This window comes from Agrobacterium cavarae, assembly GCF_004310285.1.
Taxonomy (GTDB): Bacteria; Pseudomonadota; Alphaproteobacteria; order Rhizobiales; family Rhizobiaceae; genus Agrobacterium; species Agrobacterium cavarae.
The window spans coordinates 334,336-352,582 of the sequence record NZ_SISF01000034.1; the positions used below are offsets into that span (position 1 = coordinate 334,336).

At 57.4% G+C, this 18,247-nt stretch carries 19 protein-coding genes; 8 read left to right on the plus strand and 11 right to left on the minus strand.

The window, feature by feature from the left end; genetic code table 11:
• Positions 1-29 precede the first annotated feature (29 nt).
• Positions 30-299, minus strand: coding sequence for a DUF982 domain-containing protein (locus EYC79_RS22430; protein WP_062437421.1), 270 nt, complete (start codon positions 297-299; stop codon positions 30-32).
• 189 nt (positions 300-488) lie between these two features.
• On the opposite strand from EYC79_RS22430, the gene EYC79_RS22435 reads away from it, so the two are divergent.
• The gene (locus tag EYC79_RS22435; protein ID WP_062427358.1) at positions 489-737 is read left to right on the plus strand and encodes a BON domain-containing protein; all 249 of its coding nucleotides are present in this window, start codon (positions 489-491) and stop codon (positions 735-737) included.
• Between the two features lie 132 nt (positions 738-869).
• On the opposite strand, the gene EYC79_RS22440 is transcribed toward EYC79_RS22435, so the two are convergent.
• Positions 870-1,343: a DUF192 domain-containing protein gene (locus tag EYC79_RS22440; protein ID WP_130979558.1), complete on the minus strand. Its 474-nt coding sequence runs from the start codon at positions 1,341-1,343 to the stop codon at positions 870-872.
• On the minus strand, positions 1,343-1,921 hold the full coding sequence (locus tag EYC79_RS22445) for a cold-shock protein (RefSeq protein ID WP_130979559.1): 579 nt from the start codon (positions 1,919-1,921) through the stop codon (positions 1,343-1,345). Before EYC79_RS22445 ends, EYC79_RS22440 begins: the two co-directional genes overlap by 1 nt.
• 229 nt (positions 1,922-2,150) lie before the next feature.
• Between EYC79_RS22445 and gloA the strand changes: the two genes are divergently transcribed.
• The 3 genes from gloA to EYC79_RS22455 all read left to right on the plus strand — a co-directional run bounded on the left by gloA (position 2,151) and on the right by EYC79_RS22455 (position 3,945).
• Positions 2,151-2,591, plus strand: coding sequence for a lactoylglutathione lyase (gene gloA / locus EYC79_RS22450; RefSeq protein ID WP_130979560.1), 441 nt, complete (start codon positions 2,151-2,153; stop codon positions 2,589-2,591).
• Positions 2,592-2,672: 81 nt separating this feature from the next.
• On the plus strand, positions 2,673-2,843 hold the full coding sequence (locus tag EYC79_RS23575; RefSeq protein WP_165457104.1) for a hypothetical protein: 171 nt from the start codon (positions 2,673-2,675) through the stop codon (positions 2,841-2,843).
• A gap of 10 nt (positions 2,844-2,853) precedes the next feature.
• Positions 2,854-3,945 carry a YcbK family protein gene (locus EYC79_RS22455; protein WP_165457105.1) on the plus strand — a complete coding sequence of 364 codons (1,092 nt, stop codon included), beginning with the start codon at positions 2,854-2,856 and terminating at the stop codon, positions 3,943-3,945.
• 5 nt (positions 3,946-3,950) lie between these two features.
• Here the strand turns inward: EYC79_RS22455 and EYC79_RS22460 are convergent, their stop codons facing one another.
• Together EYC79_RS22460 and EYC79_RS22465 are read right to left on the minus strand one after the other, a co-directional pair.
• On the minus strand, positions 3,951-5,132 hold the full coding sequence (locus EYC79_RS22460; RefSeq protein ID WP_130979562.1) for an HPP family protein: 1,182 nt from the start codon (positions 5,130-5,132) through the stop codon (positions 3,951-3,953).
• Positions 5,133-5,215: 83 nt separating this feature from the next.
• A complete protein-coding gene (locus EYC79_RS22465; RefSeq protein ID WP_062437434.1) occupies positions 5,216-5,845 on the minus strand; it encodes a MarC family protein in 630 nt (209 codons plus the stop codon).
• Positions 5,846-6,098: 253 nt separating this feature from the next.
• On the opposite strand from EYC79_RS22465, the gene gyrA reads away from it, so the two are divergent.
• A complete protein-coding gene (gyrA, locus tag EYC79_RS22470; RefSeq protein ID WP_111850733.1) occupies positions 6,099-8,900 on the plus strand; it encodes a DNA gyrase subunit A in 2,802 nt (933 codons plus the stop codon).
• Positions 8,901-9,020: 120 nt separating this feature from the next.
• Here the strand turns inward: gyrA and EYC79_RS22475 are convergent, their stop codons facing one another.
• Positions 9,021-9,281 (minus strand): hypothetical protein, encoded by a 261-nt coding sequence (locus tag EYC79_RS22475; protein WP_062427349.1) that lies wholly within the window; start codon positions 9,279-9,281, stop codon positions 9,021-9,023.
• Positions 9,282-9,371: 90 nt separating this feature from the next.
• On the minus strand, positions 9,372-10,832 hold the full coding sequence (locus tag EYC79_RS22480; RefSeq protein ID WP_130979563.1) for an SPOR domain-containing protein: 1,461 nt from the start codon (positions 10,830-10,832) through the stop codon (positions 9,372-9,374).
• Positions 10,833-11,101: 269 nt separating this feature from the next.
• Here EYC79_RS22480 and EYC79_RS23870 point away from each other — a divergent pair, with 269 nt between their 5' ends.
• The 3 genes from EYC79_RS23870 to EYC79_RS22495 all read left to right on the plus strand — a co-directional run bounded on the left by EYC79_RS23870 (position 11,102) and on the right by EYC79_RS22495 (position 12,688).
• Positions 11,102-11,368, plus strand: coding sequence for a hypothetical protein (locus EYC79_RS23870; protein ID WP_082546508.1), 267 nt, complete (start codon positions 11,102-11,104; stop codon positions 11,366-11,368).
• A 44-nt stretch (positions 11,369-11,412) separates the two neighbouring features.
• On the plus strand, positions 11,413-11,661 hold the full coding sequence (locus tag EYC79_RS22490) for a hypothetical protein (protein ID WP_130979564.1): 249 nt from the start codon (positions 11,413-11,415) through the stop codon (positions 11,659-11,661).
• Positions 11,662-12,319: 658 nt separating this feature from the next.
• Positions 12,320-12,688: a hypothetical protein gene (locus tag EYC79_RS22495; protein ID WP_062427346.1), complete on the plus strand. Its 369-nt coding sequence runs from the start codon at positions 12,320-12,322 to the stop codon at positions 12,686-12,688.
• A 177-nt stretch (positions 12,689-12,865) separates the two neighbouring features.
• Here the strand turns inward: EYC79_RS22495 and EYC79_RS22500 are convergent, their stop codons facing one another.
• The 4 genes from EYC79_RS22500 to fghA all read right to left on the minus strand — a co-directional run bounded on the left by EYC79_RS22500 (position 12,866) and on the right by fghA (position 18,246).
• Positions 12,866-13,261, minus strand: a complete 396-nt coding sequence (locus tag EYC79_RS22500; protein ID WP_130979565.1) for a response regulator — start codon at positions 13,259-13,261, stop codon at positions 12,866-12,868.
• Positions 13,233-16,661: a CheR family methyltransferase gene (locus tag EYC79_RS22505; RefSeq protein ID WP_245495343.1), complete on the minus strand. Its 3,429-nt coding sequence runs from the start codon at positions 16,659-16,661 to the stop codon at positions 13,233-13,235. The genes EYC79_RS22500 and EYC79_RS22505 overlap by 29 nt, the downstream gene beginning before the upstream one ends.
• A gap of 2 nt (positions 16,662-16,663) precedes the next feature.
• Positions 16,664-17,263, minus strand: a complete 600-nt coding sequence (locus EYC79_RS22510; protein WP_062427343.1) for a PAS domain-containing protein — start codon at positions 17,261-17,263, stop codon at positions 16,664-16,666.
• Between the two features lie 149 nt (positions 17,264-17,412).
• Entirely contained in the window at positions 17,413-18,246 is an 834-nt protein-coding gene (fghA, locus tag EYC79_RS22515; RefSeq protein ID WP_130979566.1) for an S-formylglutathione hydrolase, read from the minus strand.
• Position 18,247: the final 1 nt, after the last annotated feature.

Sequence of the window (18,247 nt, forward strand, 5' to 3'; positions counted from 1 at the left end):
GCGGCCAATGTCAGGCTGGTCTTTGAACGTCAGTGAACGGTCAAGACATGCGCGCGGCTGCTCGCGAGCATGAATGCTTCCCTGGCTGCTTCCAGATCGCAACGTCCTGCGACCGCGTCCAGGCATTGCTTTTTGGCTGCTTCGTATTCCGGACCGTGTTCCTCGGGCCAGCGATATGTGAGCATCTCCAGCGCCACGAGCGGGCTGTATATTTCCACGGCCGGGCACATGGGCAGATGGACTGCGACAGGCTTGCACCACTGCGCGTGATGGCAAGGTTCTGAGTTGTGAATAAGCATCGCATTCTCCTTTCTCACCGCGCACGAATAACCCCAGCCTCACGCTTCGGTTCCTGATCACGAAAAAAGTGAACACATTAGGGGTATCTTTTTTGTAAGATGAATGGAAAATGAACAAACACATGAACCGGAGATGAACAAACAATCTGTTCGCGCGTTAACACTGCTCTAAATGAAGGAGGCCCGATTATGTTCAATCTGTCTGGAATTCAGGAAAGCTTTTTCGGGGACCGCATGGCTGGCGTTTGCCAGGCCATCACATCTGCTCTGGCCTTCGAATCTGGCCTTGAGAAATCCAACATTTCAGCGACGGCTGAAAACGACGTGATCTACTTGCAGGGGACTGCTGATTCCGTCGAGGCGATCGAAACCGCAATCAGTCTGGCATCGTCTATTTCGAACTGCCGCATCCTTAGCCATGTAGAGCCAGTCTACTGAGAATCAAGAGCCGGGCCACAAGCGCCCGGCTTGATCTTGCCGAGGTCTGCTCACGCGGGCTGACTGCATGTTCTCGGCCAATCTAGCTTGTCTACAGTGAGTGACAACGCTCAGCGCGATGATCCGAAGGATCTATTTTATCTGCGCTGACTTCACCGTGTCGCCGACGGCCAATCCCAGCTTTTTTGCAGCGCCACCATTCAGTTCCAGAACGTAGCGTACCTGTCCGTTTGAACTGATGATATCTTCAGAATGAGGCACCGCATTCGGGTGGATGTGCGTTATTTTTCCAGCCTTGGAAATAAAGAGCATATCGAGAGGGATGAAGGTATTCTTCATCCACATCATCACATCTCTGTCCTCTTTGAAATCGAACAGCATCCCTCGGTCGTCGCCCATGGATTTGCGAAACATCAGCCCCTGCTGACGCTGACCGTCGCTGCTTGCCACTTCCACAGTAAATGCGTGTGTTTTGCCCGAGGTGCTAACGATCTCGAGCTTCTCGCTGGGAAACGTTTCCTGGGCCACAGCGCCTGCGTAAGACGCCACAAAAAAGAGAAGCGCCACGAAGGCGCTTGCGACGGTATGCATGTCAAAGCGGTTCATCAGTGCGCCATTCCAATTCTGGCTGGATTGTCGGGATGCACCTCAGCGGCCATCAGGCCCTTGTCGCCATCACCATAGCGAACCAGAACGACCTGACCCGGGCGGAGTTCCGCAAGGCCGAAGCGGCGCAGCGTTTCCATGTGAATGAAGATGTCTTCCGTGCCTTCGCCGCGCGTCAGGAAGCCAAAGCCTTTGGTCCGGTTGAACCACTTGACGATAGCGCGTTCCAGGCCACTGTGAGGCGTTACCTGAACATGGGTGCGCACCGGCGGCATCTGCGAAGGATGAACGGCTGTAGACTGATCCATCGACAGAATGCGGAAGGCCTGATAGCCCCGGTCGCGACGCTGGATAAGTGCCACGATCCGTGTGCCTTCCAGGATGGTCTGGTAGCCGTCGCGGCGCAGGCAGGAGACGTGCAGAAGAACGTCCTGCATGCCGTTATCCGGCACGATGAACCCGAAACCTTTTGCCACGTCGAACCATTTAACGATGCCGGTGATCTCGATCAGGTCAACGGCATCGCCAGAAAAATCTTCGAATTCGGCGATGCTCTTCGACGAAATTCCATCAGCCATTTTGCCCAGCCCCTCAATACGCACCACTACCGGTCAACTGATTCCCTACTAAGAGATTAACATTGCAGTAACGGTTGTACGCAAGTCTTAGTTTTCAGTTTCCAGACCGGTTTTTAATGATCAGGGCTTGCTCAAGGCTGACGGGCATCGTCTAAAACGTTTCCGTCTTCGGGCCAAAGGCTTTAGAGTCTGCGCTCAAGCCGAATGCTACACATGAGAGGAATACATAATGCGTTATCTGCACACCATGGTTCGGGTCAAAGACCTGAAGGCGTCGCTCGAATTCTACTCTGATATTTTCGGCTTGCAGGAGATTCGCCGCATCGAAAACGAGAAGGGGCGGTTTACGCTCGTGTTCCTCGCTGCGCGCGACGACGTCAAGGCGGCGACGGAAAACAAGGCGCCTGCTCTTGAGCTGACCTATAACTGGGATACCGAAGATTACGCGGGCGGACGCAACTTCGGCCATCTGGCCTATGAGGTGGACGATATCTACGAGATCTGCGCTAGGCTCCAGGCCGCTGGCGTGACCATCAACCGTCCGCCGCGTGACGGGCATATGGCGTTCGTTCGCTCGCCCGATGGCATTTCCATCGAGATATTGCAGAAGGGCGCAAGCCTGGCACCAGCCGAGCCGTGGATATCTATGGAGAACACCGGCTCCTGGTAAGGCCTTAGGCTTACGCGCATTCTCCGCGCTTCGTCTTGATCGCCCCATGAGCCGCGCATGTTTCGGGCTCGGCGCTATGCTTTGCTCGAACTGACGGTTTCTGGTGCAGTCGAAGCGCAAGACGCGGAGGTTTTTCCTTTTGAAGATGGAGATGGGTCAGCAGCGACGACGATCGCGCGACGCAGTAGCGGCCGCGTCATCAATCGTTTTTGCGCTCCTGATGCTTTCTGGCTGCGTTTCAGCAAAGCCTGAGGGCAAGGATGTGGCAGCCGTTCTTGATCCCGCAGCGCTCGCAGATGGGGAGGGCGCCGATGGGGCTAAAACCCAGGCCGCGGCGCCTAATGGCGTGCAACCCGCTCAGCCGGGCTATGTCGATCCGAGAATGGTGTCGGCGGCTAACGGCAAGTCGGCAGCCAACACCATGCCGAACGGGGCGGCACAGGCCCCGCAAGTGCCGGCAGCAGGGAACGGTGCGGACCAGCCGAATGGCGGCTATGCCATGCAGGCGACCGGGGTTGCCGCCGGATCTCACAGCATTTTCTCTAGCGGCACGACGTCAACGGGCCAAGCGGATATGGACAGTGTCCCGGCCTATGCTCCCACGCGGCGGATCGTGCCCGCGCTGAAGAGTGTCTATTCTACCCAAGGCCACGCGCCTGCGGAACCCGTGCCGCAGCCCTCCCAAGACCAATCGTCCAACGCGGTTCCAGGAGTTTCCAGTCCAGCGCCCACAAACGCGCTTGCAAGTGGCAAGTCATCAACCAACGAAGAGCCGTCGCAGGGTCAGCAGAACATCCCAATGGCCGCAGCCTTATTTGCCGGCGTTTCCAAAAAACGCGGGGTGACCGGACAGGATGCTGCAACGGCTCTGGGTGGCATGGCGCAACCCGCTGTGGCCTCCCTCGGCAAGGCGGCTCCGTCTTTTGATGAAAGTCATCTGGACGACGAGGACGATAAGCCGACGGGCTTGATGAAACTTGTCTCCATGCCGGGATTGACGCGCATCGCGCCCAATGGGCTCGTGTTGCAGACGAACCAGGTGAATGTAGGTTGCCTGAAGCCCGAGTTGGTGCATCGCATCAAGGAGCTTGAATCCCATTATCGCAAGCCAGCAATCATCACCTCCGGCTACCGCCCGCCTAAGGGCGTGACGCATGGCTCCAAGCATTTCACCTGCGAGGCCGTGGACATACAGATCAAGGGCGTGTCCAAGTGGGATCTTGCAGACTATTTGCGATCTCTGCCCGGAAGAGGCGGCGTCGGCACCTATTGCCATACGGAATCGGTTCATATGGACATTGGTGAGAGCCGCGACTGGAACTGGCCGTGCCGCAAGACGGGTACCAGCAGCTGACCCTGTCAACGAATTGCGTCAGAGGCATCGCTATCACTGTTCGACGCTGCCTTGTCGGCCAGCATTCCCACCAACACATCTGATTGCGAAATAATTCCCGTCAGCTTCTGATTGGCATCTACGACCGGTAAGTAGTGCAGACCCTGCTCGGCGAAGATGATGATGGCATCCTCGATTGCCGTCGTCGGCAAGATCGTCTGTACCGGGGACGTCATGATATCTTTGACCGTATCGTTGGGTGCCTGTTTGCCTGTTGCAATCAGACGCAGCCTTTGGAGAAAGCCGATGCGCGGATGGCCATGGGTCCAGGTGGCCTTGTCGAGAAAGTCCGTCTGCGTGACGATGCCCACGACTTCCGCCACATCGTTCGTCACCGGCAACGCTTTGATATGATGGTTGCGCATCAAGCTATAGGCGTTCTTCAGCGAGTCGTCCGGCGCTACACCAATGACGTCGCGCGACATGATATTGGCGCAGTCGAGATGGGTGGCGCGCCGACGATAGGAGCGGAGTTCAGTGCGGCGCAAAATCGTTTCGAGATCGTCACGGTCGATGTCGAGAACCTGGTCAAATTCCTTCAGCACGTCATCCAGGTCCGAAGAGGAAAAGCCAATCCGCTCGACGGGCGCTGGATCCTTCGTTCCATGACCTGCCGCTTGCGGACGGATGGCATGGGGGTAGGGCCGCCCAGTGAAATTGTTATAGACCACCGCAAGCGCCAGGAGCGCCACCGAATTGCCCAGCACCGGCCAAACAATGAACCCATAGCCGAGGTCGTGGATCGCTGGACCACCCAGAACGGCGGTGAGCGCGACGGCCCCGCTCGGCGGGTGGAGGCATCGGAGGGTGATCATCGCACCGATAGAAACAGCAATTGCCAAAGCGGCGGCAAGGAAAGGCTGTGGCACGAGAAGGCCGATGGTGACGCCGATCACTGCGGCAACGGTGTTTCCGCCAAGGATCGACCAAGGCTGCGCAAGTGGGCTGGAGGGAACGGCGAAGAGCAAGACGGCCGAGGCGCCCATGGGCGCGATCAGGGCGGGCAGTGCCAGGCCCGCGCCGATGGCGATGTAGCCGACCAGGCCTGTGACCAGAATGCCGATCCATGCGCCTGCGGCTGCGCGTAAGCGCTCCTTGTAGCTGAGGGGCGTTGCCTCTGGCACGACGAACCGCAACAGGTTTTTCATAGTCTTTCCAAATACGGATGGCCTTTAGAGGCGGCTTCTATGCGGGACTGAAAAATCCTGTCATGGGTCGATGTGTTCAGGACTCACATGTTCATGACAGATTTTATGCCGTCGACCACGAACTGCACGGAGAGCGCTGCGAGCAGCACGCCAAGCAGGCGTGTGAGAATGGCGCGGCCGGTATTGCCCAGGAAGCGGTCCAGCCGATCGGCTGCAAGCAGTGCTGCGAAGACGATCAGCATGCTGAAGGCGAGCAGCAATATGAAGAGGGCTTTATCGAATCCTGTCTCCATCGTGCCGGAGATCAGCACAGTCGCAGAAATCGCGCCTGGCCCGGCGATGAGAGGCAATGCCAATGGAAACACGGCGATGTTCTGGATGTGATCCTGGGTGACCGCGACTTCGGACGTCTTCTCCTTGCGCTCCTGACGCTTCTCGAAAATCATCTCGAAGGAAATCCAGAACAGCAGCAGGCCACCGGATATCCGGAAAGCGCCAAGCGATATGCCGAGCAGTTCGAGGATAGACGCGCCGAAAAGCGCAAACATAGCGAGAATGCCGAAACCAATCAGCGAGCCGCGCAAGGCGACCTGGCCGCGCTGAGCGCGGGTCATGCCGATGGTCAGCGCCAGAAAGACCGGTGCCAGTCCAGGAGGGTCGAGCGTGACGAGCATCGTCGTCAGGGCATTGATAAAGATTTCTGCGCTTGCCATACCGTCCCCGTTCTTATGCCGCCCCGTTGGTGGCGTTCACAGGTATCTGGCGACCTGTTTTGCGATGATGTTAGGCAAGAGGCAGCGCTATTGGAACCCCGTGCTCCGGCTTTTGCCCTGACGCCTGCAGAAAACTGTGTATCGTCTTGTAAATGACGTAAAAGACTGTTCAAAACCGGCGCAGAAATTGGCGTGCGGACGCCGTTTCCGCTATAAAAATCCATCCGATTCTTAACAGAGAATGTGATCCGTTTTGACTGACCAGAGCCCCCCAGGCGGCGGAAAGCTTCCGCCAGGCATTGAACCAATTTCCATCATGGAGGAAATGCAGCGGTCGTATCTCGATTACGCCATGAGCGTTATCGTTTCGCGCGCGCTGCCGGATGTCCGTGATGGGTTGAAGCCAGTTCATCGCCGTATTCTTTATGGCATGTCCGAACTCGGCATCGACTGGAATAAAAAATACGTCAAATGCGCCCGTGTCACCGGTGACGTGATGGGTAAATACCATCCGCACGGTAACGCTGCGATTTATGATGCCTTGGCCCGTATGGCGCAGGATTGGTCTTTGCGCCTGCCGCTGATCGACGGTCAGGGTAACTTCGGCTCGATCGATGGCGATCCGCCGGCAGCCGAACGCTACACCGAATGCCGCCTGCAGAAGGCCGCGCATTCCCTGCTCGACGATCTGGACAAGGAAACCGTCGATTTCCGCGAGAACTATGACGGCACCTTGCATGAGCCAGTCGTGGTGCCTGCGAAGTTCCCGAACCTTCTGGTCAACGGGGCAGGCGGCATTGCTGTCGGCATGGCGACGAACATTCCACCACATAACCTTTCCGAGGTGATCGAGGGCTGCATCGCGCTGATCGACAGGCCGGAAATCGAGCTGCCGGAACTGATGCAGATCATTCCAGGCCCGGACTTCCCAACCGGCGCCTTCATCATGGGCCGCTCCGGTATCCGCTCGGCCTATGAGACCGGTCGTGGCTCCGTCATCATGCGCGGACGCGCCACCATCGAGCCGATGCGTGGCGACCGCGAGCAGATCATCATCACCGAAGTTCCCTTCCAGGTGAACAAGGCCTCGATGATCGAGAAGATGGCTGAGCTCGTCAAGGAAAAGCGCATCGAGGGCATTTCCGACCTGCGCGACGAATCCGACCGTCAGGGCTATCGCGTCGTCGTTGAGCTGAAGCGTGATGCCAATGCGGAAGTGATCCTCAACCAGCTTTATCGCTACACGCCGCTGCAGACCTCCTTTGGCTGCAACATGGTGGCACTGAACGGTGGTAAGCCGGAGCAGATGACGCTGCTCGACATGCTGCGTGCCTTCGTCTCTTTCCGTGAGGATGTCGTCAGCCGCCGCACCAAGTACCTGCTTCGCAAGGCGCGCGATCGCGCGCATGTGTTGGTGGGTCTCGCCATCGCTGTCGCCAACATCGATGAAGTCATTCGCGTGATCCGTCAGGCGCCGGACCCGGCCTCTGCCCGTGAAGAGCTGATGACGCGTCGTTGGCCTGCGACCGAAGTGGAAAGCTTGATCCTGCTGATCGACGATCCGCGTCACCGCATCAATGAGGACGGCACCTATAATCTGTCGGAAGAGCAGGCCCGCGCCATCCTTGAACTGCGTCTGGCACGCCTGACTGCTCTCGGACGCGATGAAATCGGTGACGAGCTGAACAAGATCGGTGCCGAGATCAGCGAATATCTCGATATCCTGTCCTCGCGCATCCGCATCCAGCAGATCGTCAAGGACGAGCTTGCCGCCATCCGCGAAGAATTCGGCACGCCGCGCCGCTCGGAGATCATCGAGGGCGGCCCGGACATGGATGATGAGGACCTCATCGCCCGTGAAGACATGGTCGTGACCGTCTCGCATCTCGGCTACATCAAGCGCGTGCCGCTAACGACCTACAAGGCGCAGCGTCGCGGCGGCAAGGGTCGCTCTGGCATGGCAACGCGTGACGAGGACTTCGTCAATCGTCTCTTCGTTGCCAATACCCACACGCCGGTTCTGTTCTTCTCCTCGCGTGGCATCGTCTACAAGGAGAAGGTCTGGCGTCTGCCGATCGGAACGCCGCAGTCCAAGGGCAAGGCGCTGATCAACATGCTGCCGCTGGAAGCCGGTGAGCGCATCACCACGATCATGCCGCTGCCCGAAGACGAGACGACGTGGGAAAAGCTTGACGTGATGTTCTCCACCACACGTGGAACGGTTCGTCGTAATAAGCTCTCCGACTTCGTTCAGGTCAACCGCAACGGCAAGATCGCGATGAAGCTGGACGAGGAGGGCGATGAAATCCTCTCCGTCGAGACCTGTACCGATCGTGACGACGTGCTGCTGACAACGGCGCTTGGCCAGTGCATCCGCTTCCCGGTCGACGACGTGCGCGTCTTCGCAGGCCGCAATTCCGTCGGCGTGCGTGGCATCAATATGGGTGAGGGCGACCGGATCATTTCGATGACCATTGTCGGCAGCAGCGATGCAGAGCCTTGGGAGCGCGCAGCCTATCTCAAGCGGTCGGCAGCAGAGCGCCGTGCCGCCGGTGTCGATGAAGAAGACATCGCACTTGTGGGCGAAGAAGTGACGGAAGAGGGCGAACTGAGCGAAGCCCGCTATCAGGAACTCAAGAGCCGCGAGCAGTTCGTTCTGACTGTCTCCGAGAAGGGTTACGGCAAGCGTTCGTCGTCCTACGATTTCCGCACTTCGGGACGTGGAGGCAAGGGTATCCGCGCCACCGATACGTCGAAGACCACGGAAATCGGTGCACTTGTTGCGGCCTTCCCGGTCGAAGATACCGACCAGATCATGCTGGTATCCGATGGTGGTCAGCTGATCCGCGTGCCTGTCAACGGTATCCGTATCGCCAGCCGCGCGACCAAGGGCGTCACCATCTTCTCCACTGCCAAGGATGAGAAGGTTGTCTCCGTCGAGCGCATCAACGAGCCGGAAGGCGAAGATGAGGTCGAGGCGTTGATCGAAGGCGCTGAGGATCTGACCAGTGGCGACGCGGCTCCTGCGTCCGATACGGATGGTTCTGCCGAGTAAGCGGGGTGTGGCGCCAGCCGCCACATCCTTTTTCAAACGGTCGCTCTAGGATCGAACTCGTAAATGAAAAACCCCTGCGAAACGAAGGTTTCGCAGGGTTTCTTTTTGAGCAGCCGCCTCTTAGCGAAGACGGAGATGCACAGGCGCCCGGCCGGATGGTCCATCGATATGAAGGTGGATCTTGGCCTCAGGCTGGTTGCTGCGCCAGGCACGTGCGCCATGGCAAAGCAGAAGATTGACCAGGTCGCGGGTCTTATGCCGGGATCTGTTGAGCCCAATGTCGGCAATTTTCATTGCCGCTTCGTGGATTGGATGAAGCACCGACGCCGACTGGCTTCTGCCTTTGGGGGCGATGTCCAAGTAGTTTTCATTGATTGCCATCTGTAAAGCCTCGTTACTCAATACAATTCGAGGAGTGGGCAGGCCGTGTTTTACAAAGCGCCACGGCCTGTCCTGGAACAGTCTGTTGGCCTACTGGAGCGAAGCCCAGCAGCTGACACCTTTCTTCTTCAGAGCATTGCATGCATTGACTGCATCATTCTGACCGTTGAAGCCGCCAAAACGGGCGCGGTACATCTGGGCGCCGTCTTTGGTGAAGGCGACCGTAAATGGTTTGGCGGTACGCAGTGCATTGCCGCCCTTATCCTGCGCAGCCTGAAGCAGGTTGCGCGCGGAATTCTCGTCCGGGGATGCGCCGATCTGGATTACCCAACCTGCGCCAGCAGTCGGTGCGGCTGCGCTGGACGGCGACGTGGAGGCGGTCACGATGTTGTCGACCTTCGTGGAGTTGGTCACCACGGAACGATCCGGCTTCATGCTGACGGGAGGAACAGGCTTTACCGGAGCGCGAGGACGTGTTGCGACATCCATGGCAGCAACAGCTGCATTGGCCTGCGCTGGCGCAAATGCGGAGACCGGGGCCTCGTCGCCGTAACGCTGCTGCGGAACAGGACCAGCATTCGGAAGACCGGAGGTGGGTGTGGTAGCGGCCACGACAGCGACGGGTTCTTCGATCGGAGCCGAAGGCGTTGCAGCAATCAGGTTGCTGTTTCCGCCACGCGAGGCTTTCGGCAGATATTCCGCAACCAGCTTGCGCATGGTGGCGTCACGAGCGGCGCTCGAACGACCACCGAGAACGACAGCGACGATAGAACGGCCATCGAGCTGCGCTGATGTTGCAAGGTTGCTACCGGCAGCGCGGGTGTAACCGGTCTTGATGCCGTCGACGCCGCGAACCGTACCGACGAGACGATTGTGGTTGCCGATCACCTGCTTACCGAAGGTGAAGGTGCGGGTATTGAAGTACCCATAATATTGCGGGAAGTGCTGGCGCAGCGCGACACCAAGACGAGCCTGATCGCGCGCCGTCGTCATCTGCGCGGTATTGGGAAGGCCGTTGGCATTGCGATAGGTGGTGCGTGTCATGCCAAGCGCACGGGCCTTTGCCGTCATCATACGTGCGAAACGCTCTTCCGAACCGCCCAGATGCTCGCCGAGTGCCGTTGCCATATCGTTGGCGGAACGGGTGACGAGGGCGAGAATGGCCTGCTCGACGGTGACCGAACCACCGGCGCGTACGCCAAGCTTGGACGGGGGTTCCTTGGCGGCGTTCGCCGAAACCGGAACTTTGGAGTCGAGGGTGATGCGCCCAGCACTCAACGCTTCGAAAGTGAGGTAAAGCGTCATCATCTTCGTCAACGAAGCGGGATAGCGCAGACCATCAGGATCTTCACCGTAGAGCACCTTACCCGTTTTGGCATCGATGACGATGCCAGCATATTTCGGGTCCGCCTTCGCCACTTGCGTAGCGGAAACGGTGGTTGTCGCCACGGCCGCTGCGAACAGCAGAGCCTTCACAAAAGAGGTCGCGCCTACTGCGCGACCAAGCGCCTCAGATAGTTTTTTCAACACTGTTGAACTCTTCAATCGCATGCCACAGATCCGTCCGACACGCCCCGCCAGACAATTTCACGTTTCGAAATTTAGGTGAATGACGTTACCAAGTGGTTTATGAATCGTATTCGCGAACCATAAAATGCGGCATTTCCGGCATTCGCCTTTTTCGAACAGAGTGAATCTTTTCAGAATCTTAGCGCCACGTGTGATCGCTCTCTAGAGCCAAGGGAAATGTCAGGCGTGTGCGTCACTATTGAATCGCCCGCGTGCCGCTGCTACCTGATGCTGAAATCAAAGGACGAAGAATGGCCTCTCGCGATCGATACTCCCGGAAACTCGAATGCTCGCGCTGCGGGCATAGCGGATTTGCCGAAGCGTCTGAGATAGATGAAAAAGATTCTGCTCACGTGGATTTTCGTATTGATGAAATGCCACGTGGTTTCAGAGCAGAGCGTCCTTCGACGAACCCGGCGGATTACATGATCCGTTGTGCTCAGTGCGGCAATATTTTTCGCTTTCAGCAGAAGACAGCTTACGCGCCCGGAGGCGAGCCTCGCAACAGGCGGGCCTGAGTTGATCTTCACTCTTATAGAGGACCTTGCCCAAGGAGTTCGATGTGAGTCTCGACGCGCAGAGTGAAAAAAGGGAGCCGCCGCGCAAGCCGCTCTGGCCATGGCTTCTACTGCTCGTGCTGACGCTGCTTGCCATCTACTGGTATCATTGGTTCACCCAGATGGTAGACGAGATGATCGTCAACATGCCGACAGCCATTGTCGAACTGCTGGACCAGCTTCTTGGCGAGGAGTCCCGTCGCGATCGTCCTTTACCGGACCAAAACTGGCGGGTCGTCGCACCGTCCCCCTAATGTGGGTACAAAAAAGCCCCGCAAATTGGCGGGGCAGGTTGTTCGCTCGGGGAAAGTTGGGCAATGCCCGGGAGCGATGGTGGAAAGCTAACGCTGAAAGAGGGCGCCTGCGAGGTCATATCGCGGCCCATCGGTACGCTTACCCAAAAAATGTCAGTAAACGCGACCTATTTCCCAAAAAGAAACCCGCACGAGGCGGGTTGTCAGTCGAGAGGGGAACTAGAGACTGGGAGTCTCAGCCAAATAACGGAGTGCCGCCCAAAAAGTTGCGATGGAAAACAAATTTTCATTCAAACGATCACGTCGCACAGAAGATGGCGCGCTTCCATCCGGGCAGGCGCCTCGCTTAAAGCAGAGAAGAAAAAAGCCCCACCTTCTAGGCGGGGCGAGGTGTTACCTGATTGGCTCTCAGGACTTGGGAGCTCCCCTGAAATAAGAGGAACGATGACTGGATTAGCGCGGCGGCAGTCGCTGCGAAAGGTCAATGCGCTGGAGATCGGTACGCTGCCTCAAAAGAATTGACCGGACATGTTCTGTCTGCGTCGGTCGAGGTCTTGCTATGGGCTTCAGCATTCATCGCGTGTTCAGAGCTTCTATGGCAGATTGATCCTGCGTTGACTGGCAAGCTTCTGTGTCAGTTCACCTGGAGATTTCTGCCATGAAGAAAGTTATGCTTTCGATCCTTGCTGCTGTGCTGACGACTGGCACTCTGTTCGCCAGCGTTCAGACGGCTTCCGCGCAATATTACGACGGGCCTTATCGCTACGAACGCCGCGGCCCTCCGCCTCCGCCATATCGCGACCCTCCACGCAGGCATCGCCATAATGATACGGGCGCCGTTATTGCCGGCGGCATTGCAGCCGGTCTTCTCGGCGGCATCATCAGCGGCGCTATCGCCAATGACAGCGGTCCGCGCTACGTCGAGCCTCCGCCACCACCGCCACCCCGCTGCTGGTTGGAAGATCGCAGGGTGCCGAACTCTTATGATGGTGGTTGGCATATGGAGAGTTTCCGGGTCTGCCAGTGATCTGAAGCATGGTCCACGCAAAACTGTGCTGCGGTTTTTTGATAATGACCTGCGATAAAGCAAAGAGCTGAGCGCAGGAAGCAAGTCTGAAAGACCGCGACATGCTTTGAATTTATCAACGAAAAAGCCGGCTGAAACGCCGGCTTTTTTGCATCGATCTGAAGGGAGGGGAGCGGTTTACGCGCTTGCTCGAACTTCTTCGGAACTCTTTGGATCAGCGCGGTCGGACAGTTTTTCCAGCTCGTTCAACAGTTTTCCGGGCAGGCATGGTTTCTGGCAAAAAGCAGAAGCCTCGTAACGTTGCGCCAGTTGCCGACCATCAGCATGGCCGGAATGGAAAACGAAAGGGATATTGCGTTGGGACAAGACGTCTGCGACTGGGAACACTTCGCCATCGATGAGGCGCACATCGAGGACTGCGCAGGTTGGCGTGTGATCCTTGAGATAGAGCGATGATTGCTCGATGCTGGCAAAAGGCCCTGCGACGTCCCATCCAGCCTCCTCAAAGGTCATTTGGAGGTCCAGAGCAACGAAGATTTCGTCTTCAACGATGAGTACCGATTTGCGTGTCATTTAATACCGAACGTGGCAGAGTCAGAATATGGTGGAGTTCGGAGCCTTCGAGCTTGGTGTCAATTGCGCCTCCCAATTGCCGTGCGGCGCTTGACAGCAGAAGAGTCCCAAATCCTTTTTCCCCGAATGCTACAACGGGCTTTCCTATTGTTTCGTTCCATAGCAGATAAATATTTTCGTTATCTTCTTTCCAGCTCACATTCAGCTTGCCCTGGCTCTGGCCAAGGGCTCCGTATTTCAGCGCGTTCGTCGACCATTCATGCAAGATGAGGGTCAACGGCGTGATGCATTTTGCAGGAATGGGTAGGGAGCCTTGCGAGATTTTTATGCCGCCCTTCTGCTCATAGGGTGCAAGGATCGTCTTGACCAGTTCTGCAATCTCGACCGGACCAGTGCGCTTCTGGTTCGATGCAAGCGAATGGGCGTTGCCCAGCGCCAGAATGCGGCCTTCGACATCTGCAACCAGGCTCTGCACCGTATCATGCTTGCGTGCTGCCATGCGCAGGATGCCGCCGATCATGGCGAAGAGGTTCTTCAACCGGTGGTTCATCTCGTTCAGCATCAGCTCGCGCGTTTCGGCAAGCCGATACTCGGCCGTCACATCGACGGTGACGCCGATGATCCTCGGGGAATCCGTATCGCCAACGTAACGTCCGAACACCTTGATCCAGCGAGACCCTTGCACGGAGGCAAGTTCGGTCGTCAGGTCGAAACCGCCATGGTCCTTCTCGGCCTGCTGGAGGGCTTCGAGCACCTGGATCCGATCATCTTGCCGGATTTTCGCAAGGAAATCTTGCTTGCTGAGGTGGTCGCTCTGTGCTTGCAGCAACTCCCTTGTGGACCCACCGAGAAGAAACTCCTGCCGTTCCGGCAGATACTCCCACACGCCGATGCCTGCCGCTTCAACGGCAAGCTCATGCCGGTTCTGCTCTCGCTGCAACTGGGTTTCGACGCTGACCGCATGCGAGATGTCGGTCATGACAATGGTTGCGCCGGTGATGGTACCATCTGTGGTTTTGTAGGGCAGGATTCTGAGCGTAAATGTCTTTCGTGTTTCTTCGTGCCAGACGGTATCCTGGTAATCCACGCCATCGTCCATGACATGACGGACATGATCGAGATAGTCCGGGGTCAAGAGGCGCGTGGTGACATCCGAAATCGGGCGACCGCGATCGGATGCCTGCAGCGGGAAGATTTCGGTTGCCGCGCGGGTGAAGGACCGCACACGCAGGTTTCGGTCCAAAACGATGATGGCGAGGTTGGTGGAATCGAAGAAGTTACGAAGATCGGTATTGGCGATCGTCAGCTGCTCGATCTTGTTTTTCAGCTCGTCATTGACCGTGGTGAGCTCTTCGTTCGTCGACTGAAGCTCTTCGTTCATCGACATCATTTCTTCGTTGGAGCTCTTCAGCTCCTCATTGGCTGTCTCAAGCTCTTCGGTTGCGGAGCGAAGGCGATGCTTGGCCGAACGCAATTCGCGCTCGAGGGCTTCGACATGCCCGTTGCTTGGTTCAAGGCTGATAAGGTCGCTTTCCTCCAGCGGCGTGAACTGCCCGGCATCCTGAAACACCAGCAGGAACCTGTCGTCGTCCACCGGATCGCAGATGATGTCTGTCGTCAGCGAGCCAAATTCGGTGATGACCTCAACCTTGCTGGATATGACACGCTTCTTCGCGGAATGGGCTTGACGCAGCAGAGGTCCGATCTGCTCCTTGACTCCGGGACGGGCAAGCGAGGCAGCGCTGGTCTCGTTGGAGCGGGACACCGGAAAATCGAAAAAGCGGCTCAGCTTGCCGAAGGCTGCCATGATCTGACCCTCCTGGTCCAGAAGCATGCTGGCAGGCACGTATCTTTCAAGCAGACGCGACACGACGGTTTCGTCGTCGCTTCTGGCTGCGTCATGCTGAACGTCGGAGCCGCCCGGTCGGCGACCCTGATCCTGGCGTCCTCCGGGAAGCGGAATGGGATAAGTCGGAAGACCCGGCAGTCTTTCGAAAAGCCGCGCCTTCTGATCGATGCTGGCGAAAACCGTCTCGAACCGACCAACGCTTTCGGAGGGACCAAGGAAGAGAAACCCGCCCGGTCGCAATGCATAGTGGAAGAGCGGCATGATCGTCTTCTGCAGCTTGTCATCAAAATAAATGAGCAGGTTGCGGCAGGAGATCAGGTCGATCTTCGAAAAGGGCGGATCCTTTACAAGGCTGTGACCGGAGAAACGGATCATGTCCCGAATCTGGCCGACGAAGTTGAAGCGGTCCTTGTGCGGAATAATATAGCGCTCGTGCAACGCGGCCGGAATGTCGGCCAGTGCGGCATTCGGATAAGAGCCCGACCGGGCGATCTGCAGCATGCTCTCATCGATATCGGTCGCGAAGATTTGGACATCGCATAGAATCTGTAACTCGCGGGCTGCTTCGGCAAACAGCATGGCAATGGAATAAGCCTCCTCGCCACTCGAACAGCCGGGCACCCAGACGCGCACGCCTCCGTCGCGTGCTTCCTGGCTCTGGAGGAGAGGCCGGATCGCCCGATCGCGCAGAACGTCGAAAAACTCCCGGTCGCGGAAAAATCGCGTGACGTTGATCAGCAGATCGCGAAACAGCGCTTCGCATTCATCCTGATCGCGTTGCAGCCGGTGCAGATATTCCCTCGCGCGTTCGATGCCGAGAACATGCATTCTGCGTTCGATACGGCGAACGAAGGTGGTCTTCTTGTAGCCGGAAAAATCGTGCCCGACTGAGCTTCTCAGCGTCTTGCACAACTCGTCTATATGATCCTCGACCAGCGAAGGCTGCTCATCGGCAAGCACCTTGGTACGCCGGAAGAAGAAGCCGGCGATGCATGCAAGAATCTTGTCGGGTGGCTGGATGAAATCCACGAGGCCGGTGCCAGCGGCAGCGAGCGGCATGCCGTCATATTTTGCCGTTTCCGGCTCCTGGGCGACGCACAGGCCGCCATTTTCCTTGACCGCGCGAAGACCGGTAGAGCCGTCCGCGCCCGTGCCGGATAGAATGACGCAGGCGGCATTGCCGTTCTGGTCATTGGCAAGCGAGACGAAAAAATCGTCGATCGGACGACGCAATCCGCGTGGCTGAGCGAAATTCGTCAGCTCGAGCGTTCCGTTGGAAATGGACAGACCGTGTCCCGGCGGAATGATAAAGACTGTGTCCGGCTGGATACGCTCTCCGCCCTGACATTGTTTCACGGAAAGTGCCGTGTGCCTGCCGATCAGTTCTGCCAGCATGCTTTCATGGTGCGGATCGAGATGCTGCACGACAACGAAGGCGAGGCCGGTCGGGACTTCAGCAGAGCTGAACATCTCGCGCAGAGCCTCCAATCCTCCTGCAGATGATCCGATGCCGACGACGGGCACATCCTGGGCTTCTGCACGTTGGTCCAAACTCAATCCCTCAGGGTCCGACCAGACTGGCTCTGGTCACTTTTATCAAGCTCGGCCAAGGTCACTTTTGCCTGCGCAATCGTGGTGGCGGAGCTTGCAATCGTTGCCAGGCTGCCTTCGATAATGACATTATGGCCCTCAAGCATGGGCTGAATACGCGTGAGGGTCGTGCCTAGATCAGTGTTGTATTTGTCGAGCAGGTCGGGTCTCGTCCGGCTGATATCGAATTGCGATGCGAATATGTATTGGACGTCGCCGGATGAGGAACTCAGCTTCGACATGAACAGCAAGTTGACGAACGGGCGGCCATCCTTGCGGAAATTGACGATTGGTGTGCGTATCACCGACGAGGTTGGCCGAGACAGGAAGGAGTGAATCTTCGCTCGCGCTTCTTCGTTCGAAGCGCGCTCACCGCCTGCGCCTTGCTGTAGCATCCGGCAATTCTTGCCCAGAACATCGGCGTCGTCATAGCCGGTCAGGGTTTTGAAGTGCTGATTGACGAGGACGAGTGCGTTGTCTCCTTTCGCTTCGGCGAGCGCCAGGGCAACTGTTGCGTTATCGAAAAACTCCCGGAGGGGAGGTAGAACAAATGACTTCGGCATTATCTCATCAACTCAATGTATTGCTTATCTAATTAAGGTAGATTTCTTGTTTTGATAAGGGCAAGGCGCGAGAAAGATCACTCGCATAACGAAAACTTGCCCTCAATCATGACCTTGATGTCGATGACGACTGACGCAATCCAGACGGTTTAGAGTAGACGTTCCGCGTGCCACTTCAGGTGATCGTCCATGAAGGTGGAGATGAAATAGTAAGAGTGATCGTAACGGTCGTGAAGGCGTAGCGTGAGGCCGATATCGGTTCCTTTGATGGCCTCTTCGAACAGCCATGGGCGCAGGCCGTTTTCCAGGAAACTGTCTGCTTTTCCCTGGTCGATCAGAAACTCAGGAAAGCGCGCACCATCTTCCACTAGGGCGCAGGCATCGTAGGCACGCCATGCGGCTTGATCTTCGCCGAGATATTTCTCGAGAGCCGGGCGCGACCAGTCCGCAGACGAGGGCGCGACGATGGGGGCAAAGGCGGAGCAGCTCTTGAAGCGGTCCGCATTTTTCAGCGCAATCGTCATCGCGCCATGACCGCCCATCGAGTGGCCGAAAATGCCCTGTCGGCTCATGTCGGCGCGGAAGTGCTGACCGATAAGGGCGGGAAGCTCTTCCGTGATGTAGCTATACATCTGATAGTGCTCGGCCCAAGGCGCCTCGGTGGCATCGAGGTAGAAGCCGGCGCCTTTGCCCATCTGCCAGTTCGTCAACTCGTCGGCGACGTCATTGCCGCGCGGGCTGGTATCCGGGCAGACGATGATGAGGCCTAGCTCTGCAGCAAGCCTTCGATACTCACCCTTTTCCATGACGTTGGCATGGCTGCAGGTCAGACCGGAAAGGTACCAAAGAACGGGGCAGGGCTCGTTGATCGCCTTTGGCGGCACGAAAACGGCGAAGGTCATTTCGCATTTGCATGTTTCGGACTCATGCGCATAGACACCCTGCATGCCGTCAAAAGCCGTGTTCTGAGAAATTACCTTCATG

What these genes read in the sequence shown, in the direction of transcription:
- EYC79_RS22430 (WP_062437421.1), bottom strand. Translation starts at nt 299, where the DNA reads ATGCTTATTCACAACTCAGAACCTTGCCATCACGCGCAGTGGTGCAAG.
- EYC79_RS22435 (WP_062427358.1), top strand. Translation starts at nt 489, where the DNA reads ATGTTCAATCTGTCTGGAATTCAGGAAAGCTTTTTCGGGGACCGCATG.
- EYC79_RS22440 (WP_130979558.1), bottom strand. Translation starts at nt 1,343, where the DNA reads ATGAACCGCTTTGACATGCATACCGTCGCAAGCGCCTTCGTGGCGCTT.
- EYC79_RS22445 (WP_130979559.1), bottom strand. Translation starts at nt 1,921, where the DNA reads ATGGCTGATGGAATTTCGTCGAAGAGCATCGCCGAATTCGAAGATTTT.
- gloA (WP_130979560.1), top strand. Translation starts at nt 2,151, where the DNA reads ATGCGTTATCTGCACACCATGGTTCGGGTCAAAGACCTGAAGGCGTCG.
- EYC79_RS22460 (WP_130979562.1), bottom strand. Translation starts at nt 5,132, where the DNA reads ATGAAAAACCTGTTGCGGTTCGTCGTGCCAGAGGCAACGCCCCTCAGC.
- EYC79_RS22465 (WP_062437434.1), bottom strand. Translation starts at nt 5,845, where the DNA reads ATGGCAAGCGCAGAAATCTTTATCAATGCCCTGACGACGATGCTCGTC.
- EYC79_RS22475 (WP_062427349.1), bottom strand. Translation starts at nt 9,281, where the DNA reads ATGGCAATCAATGAAAACTACTTGGACATCGCCCCCAAAGGCAGAAGC.
- EYC79_RS22480 (WP_130979563.1), bottom strand. Translation starts at nt 10,832, where the DNA reads ATGCGATTGAAGAGTTCAACAGTGTTGAAAAAACTATCTGAGGCGCTT.
- EYC79_RS23870 (WP_082546508.1), top strand. Translation starts at nt 11,102, where the DNA reads ATGGCCTCTCGCGATCGATACTCCCGGAAACTCGAATGCTCGCGCTGC.
- EYC79_RS22495 (WP_062427346.1), top strand. Translation starts at nt 12,320, where the DNA reads ATGAAGAAAGTTATGCTTTCGATCCTTGCTGCTGTGCTGACGACTGGC.
- EYC79_RS22500 (WP_130979565.1), bottom strand. Translation starts at nt 13,261, where the DNA reads ATGACACGCAAATCGGTACTCATCGTTGAAGACGAAATCTTCGTTGCT.
- EYC79_RS22510 (WP_062427343.1), bottom strand. Translation starts at nt 17,263, where the DNA reads ATGCCGAAGTCATTTGTTCTACCTCCCCTCCGGGAGTTTTTCGATAAC.
- fghA (WP_130979566.1), bottom strand. Translation starts at nt 18,246, where the DNA reads ATGAAGGTAATTTCTCAGAACACGGCTTTTGACGGCATGCAGGGTGTC.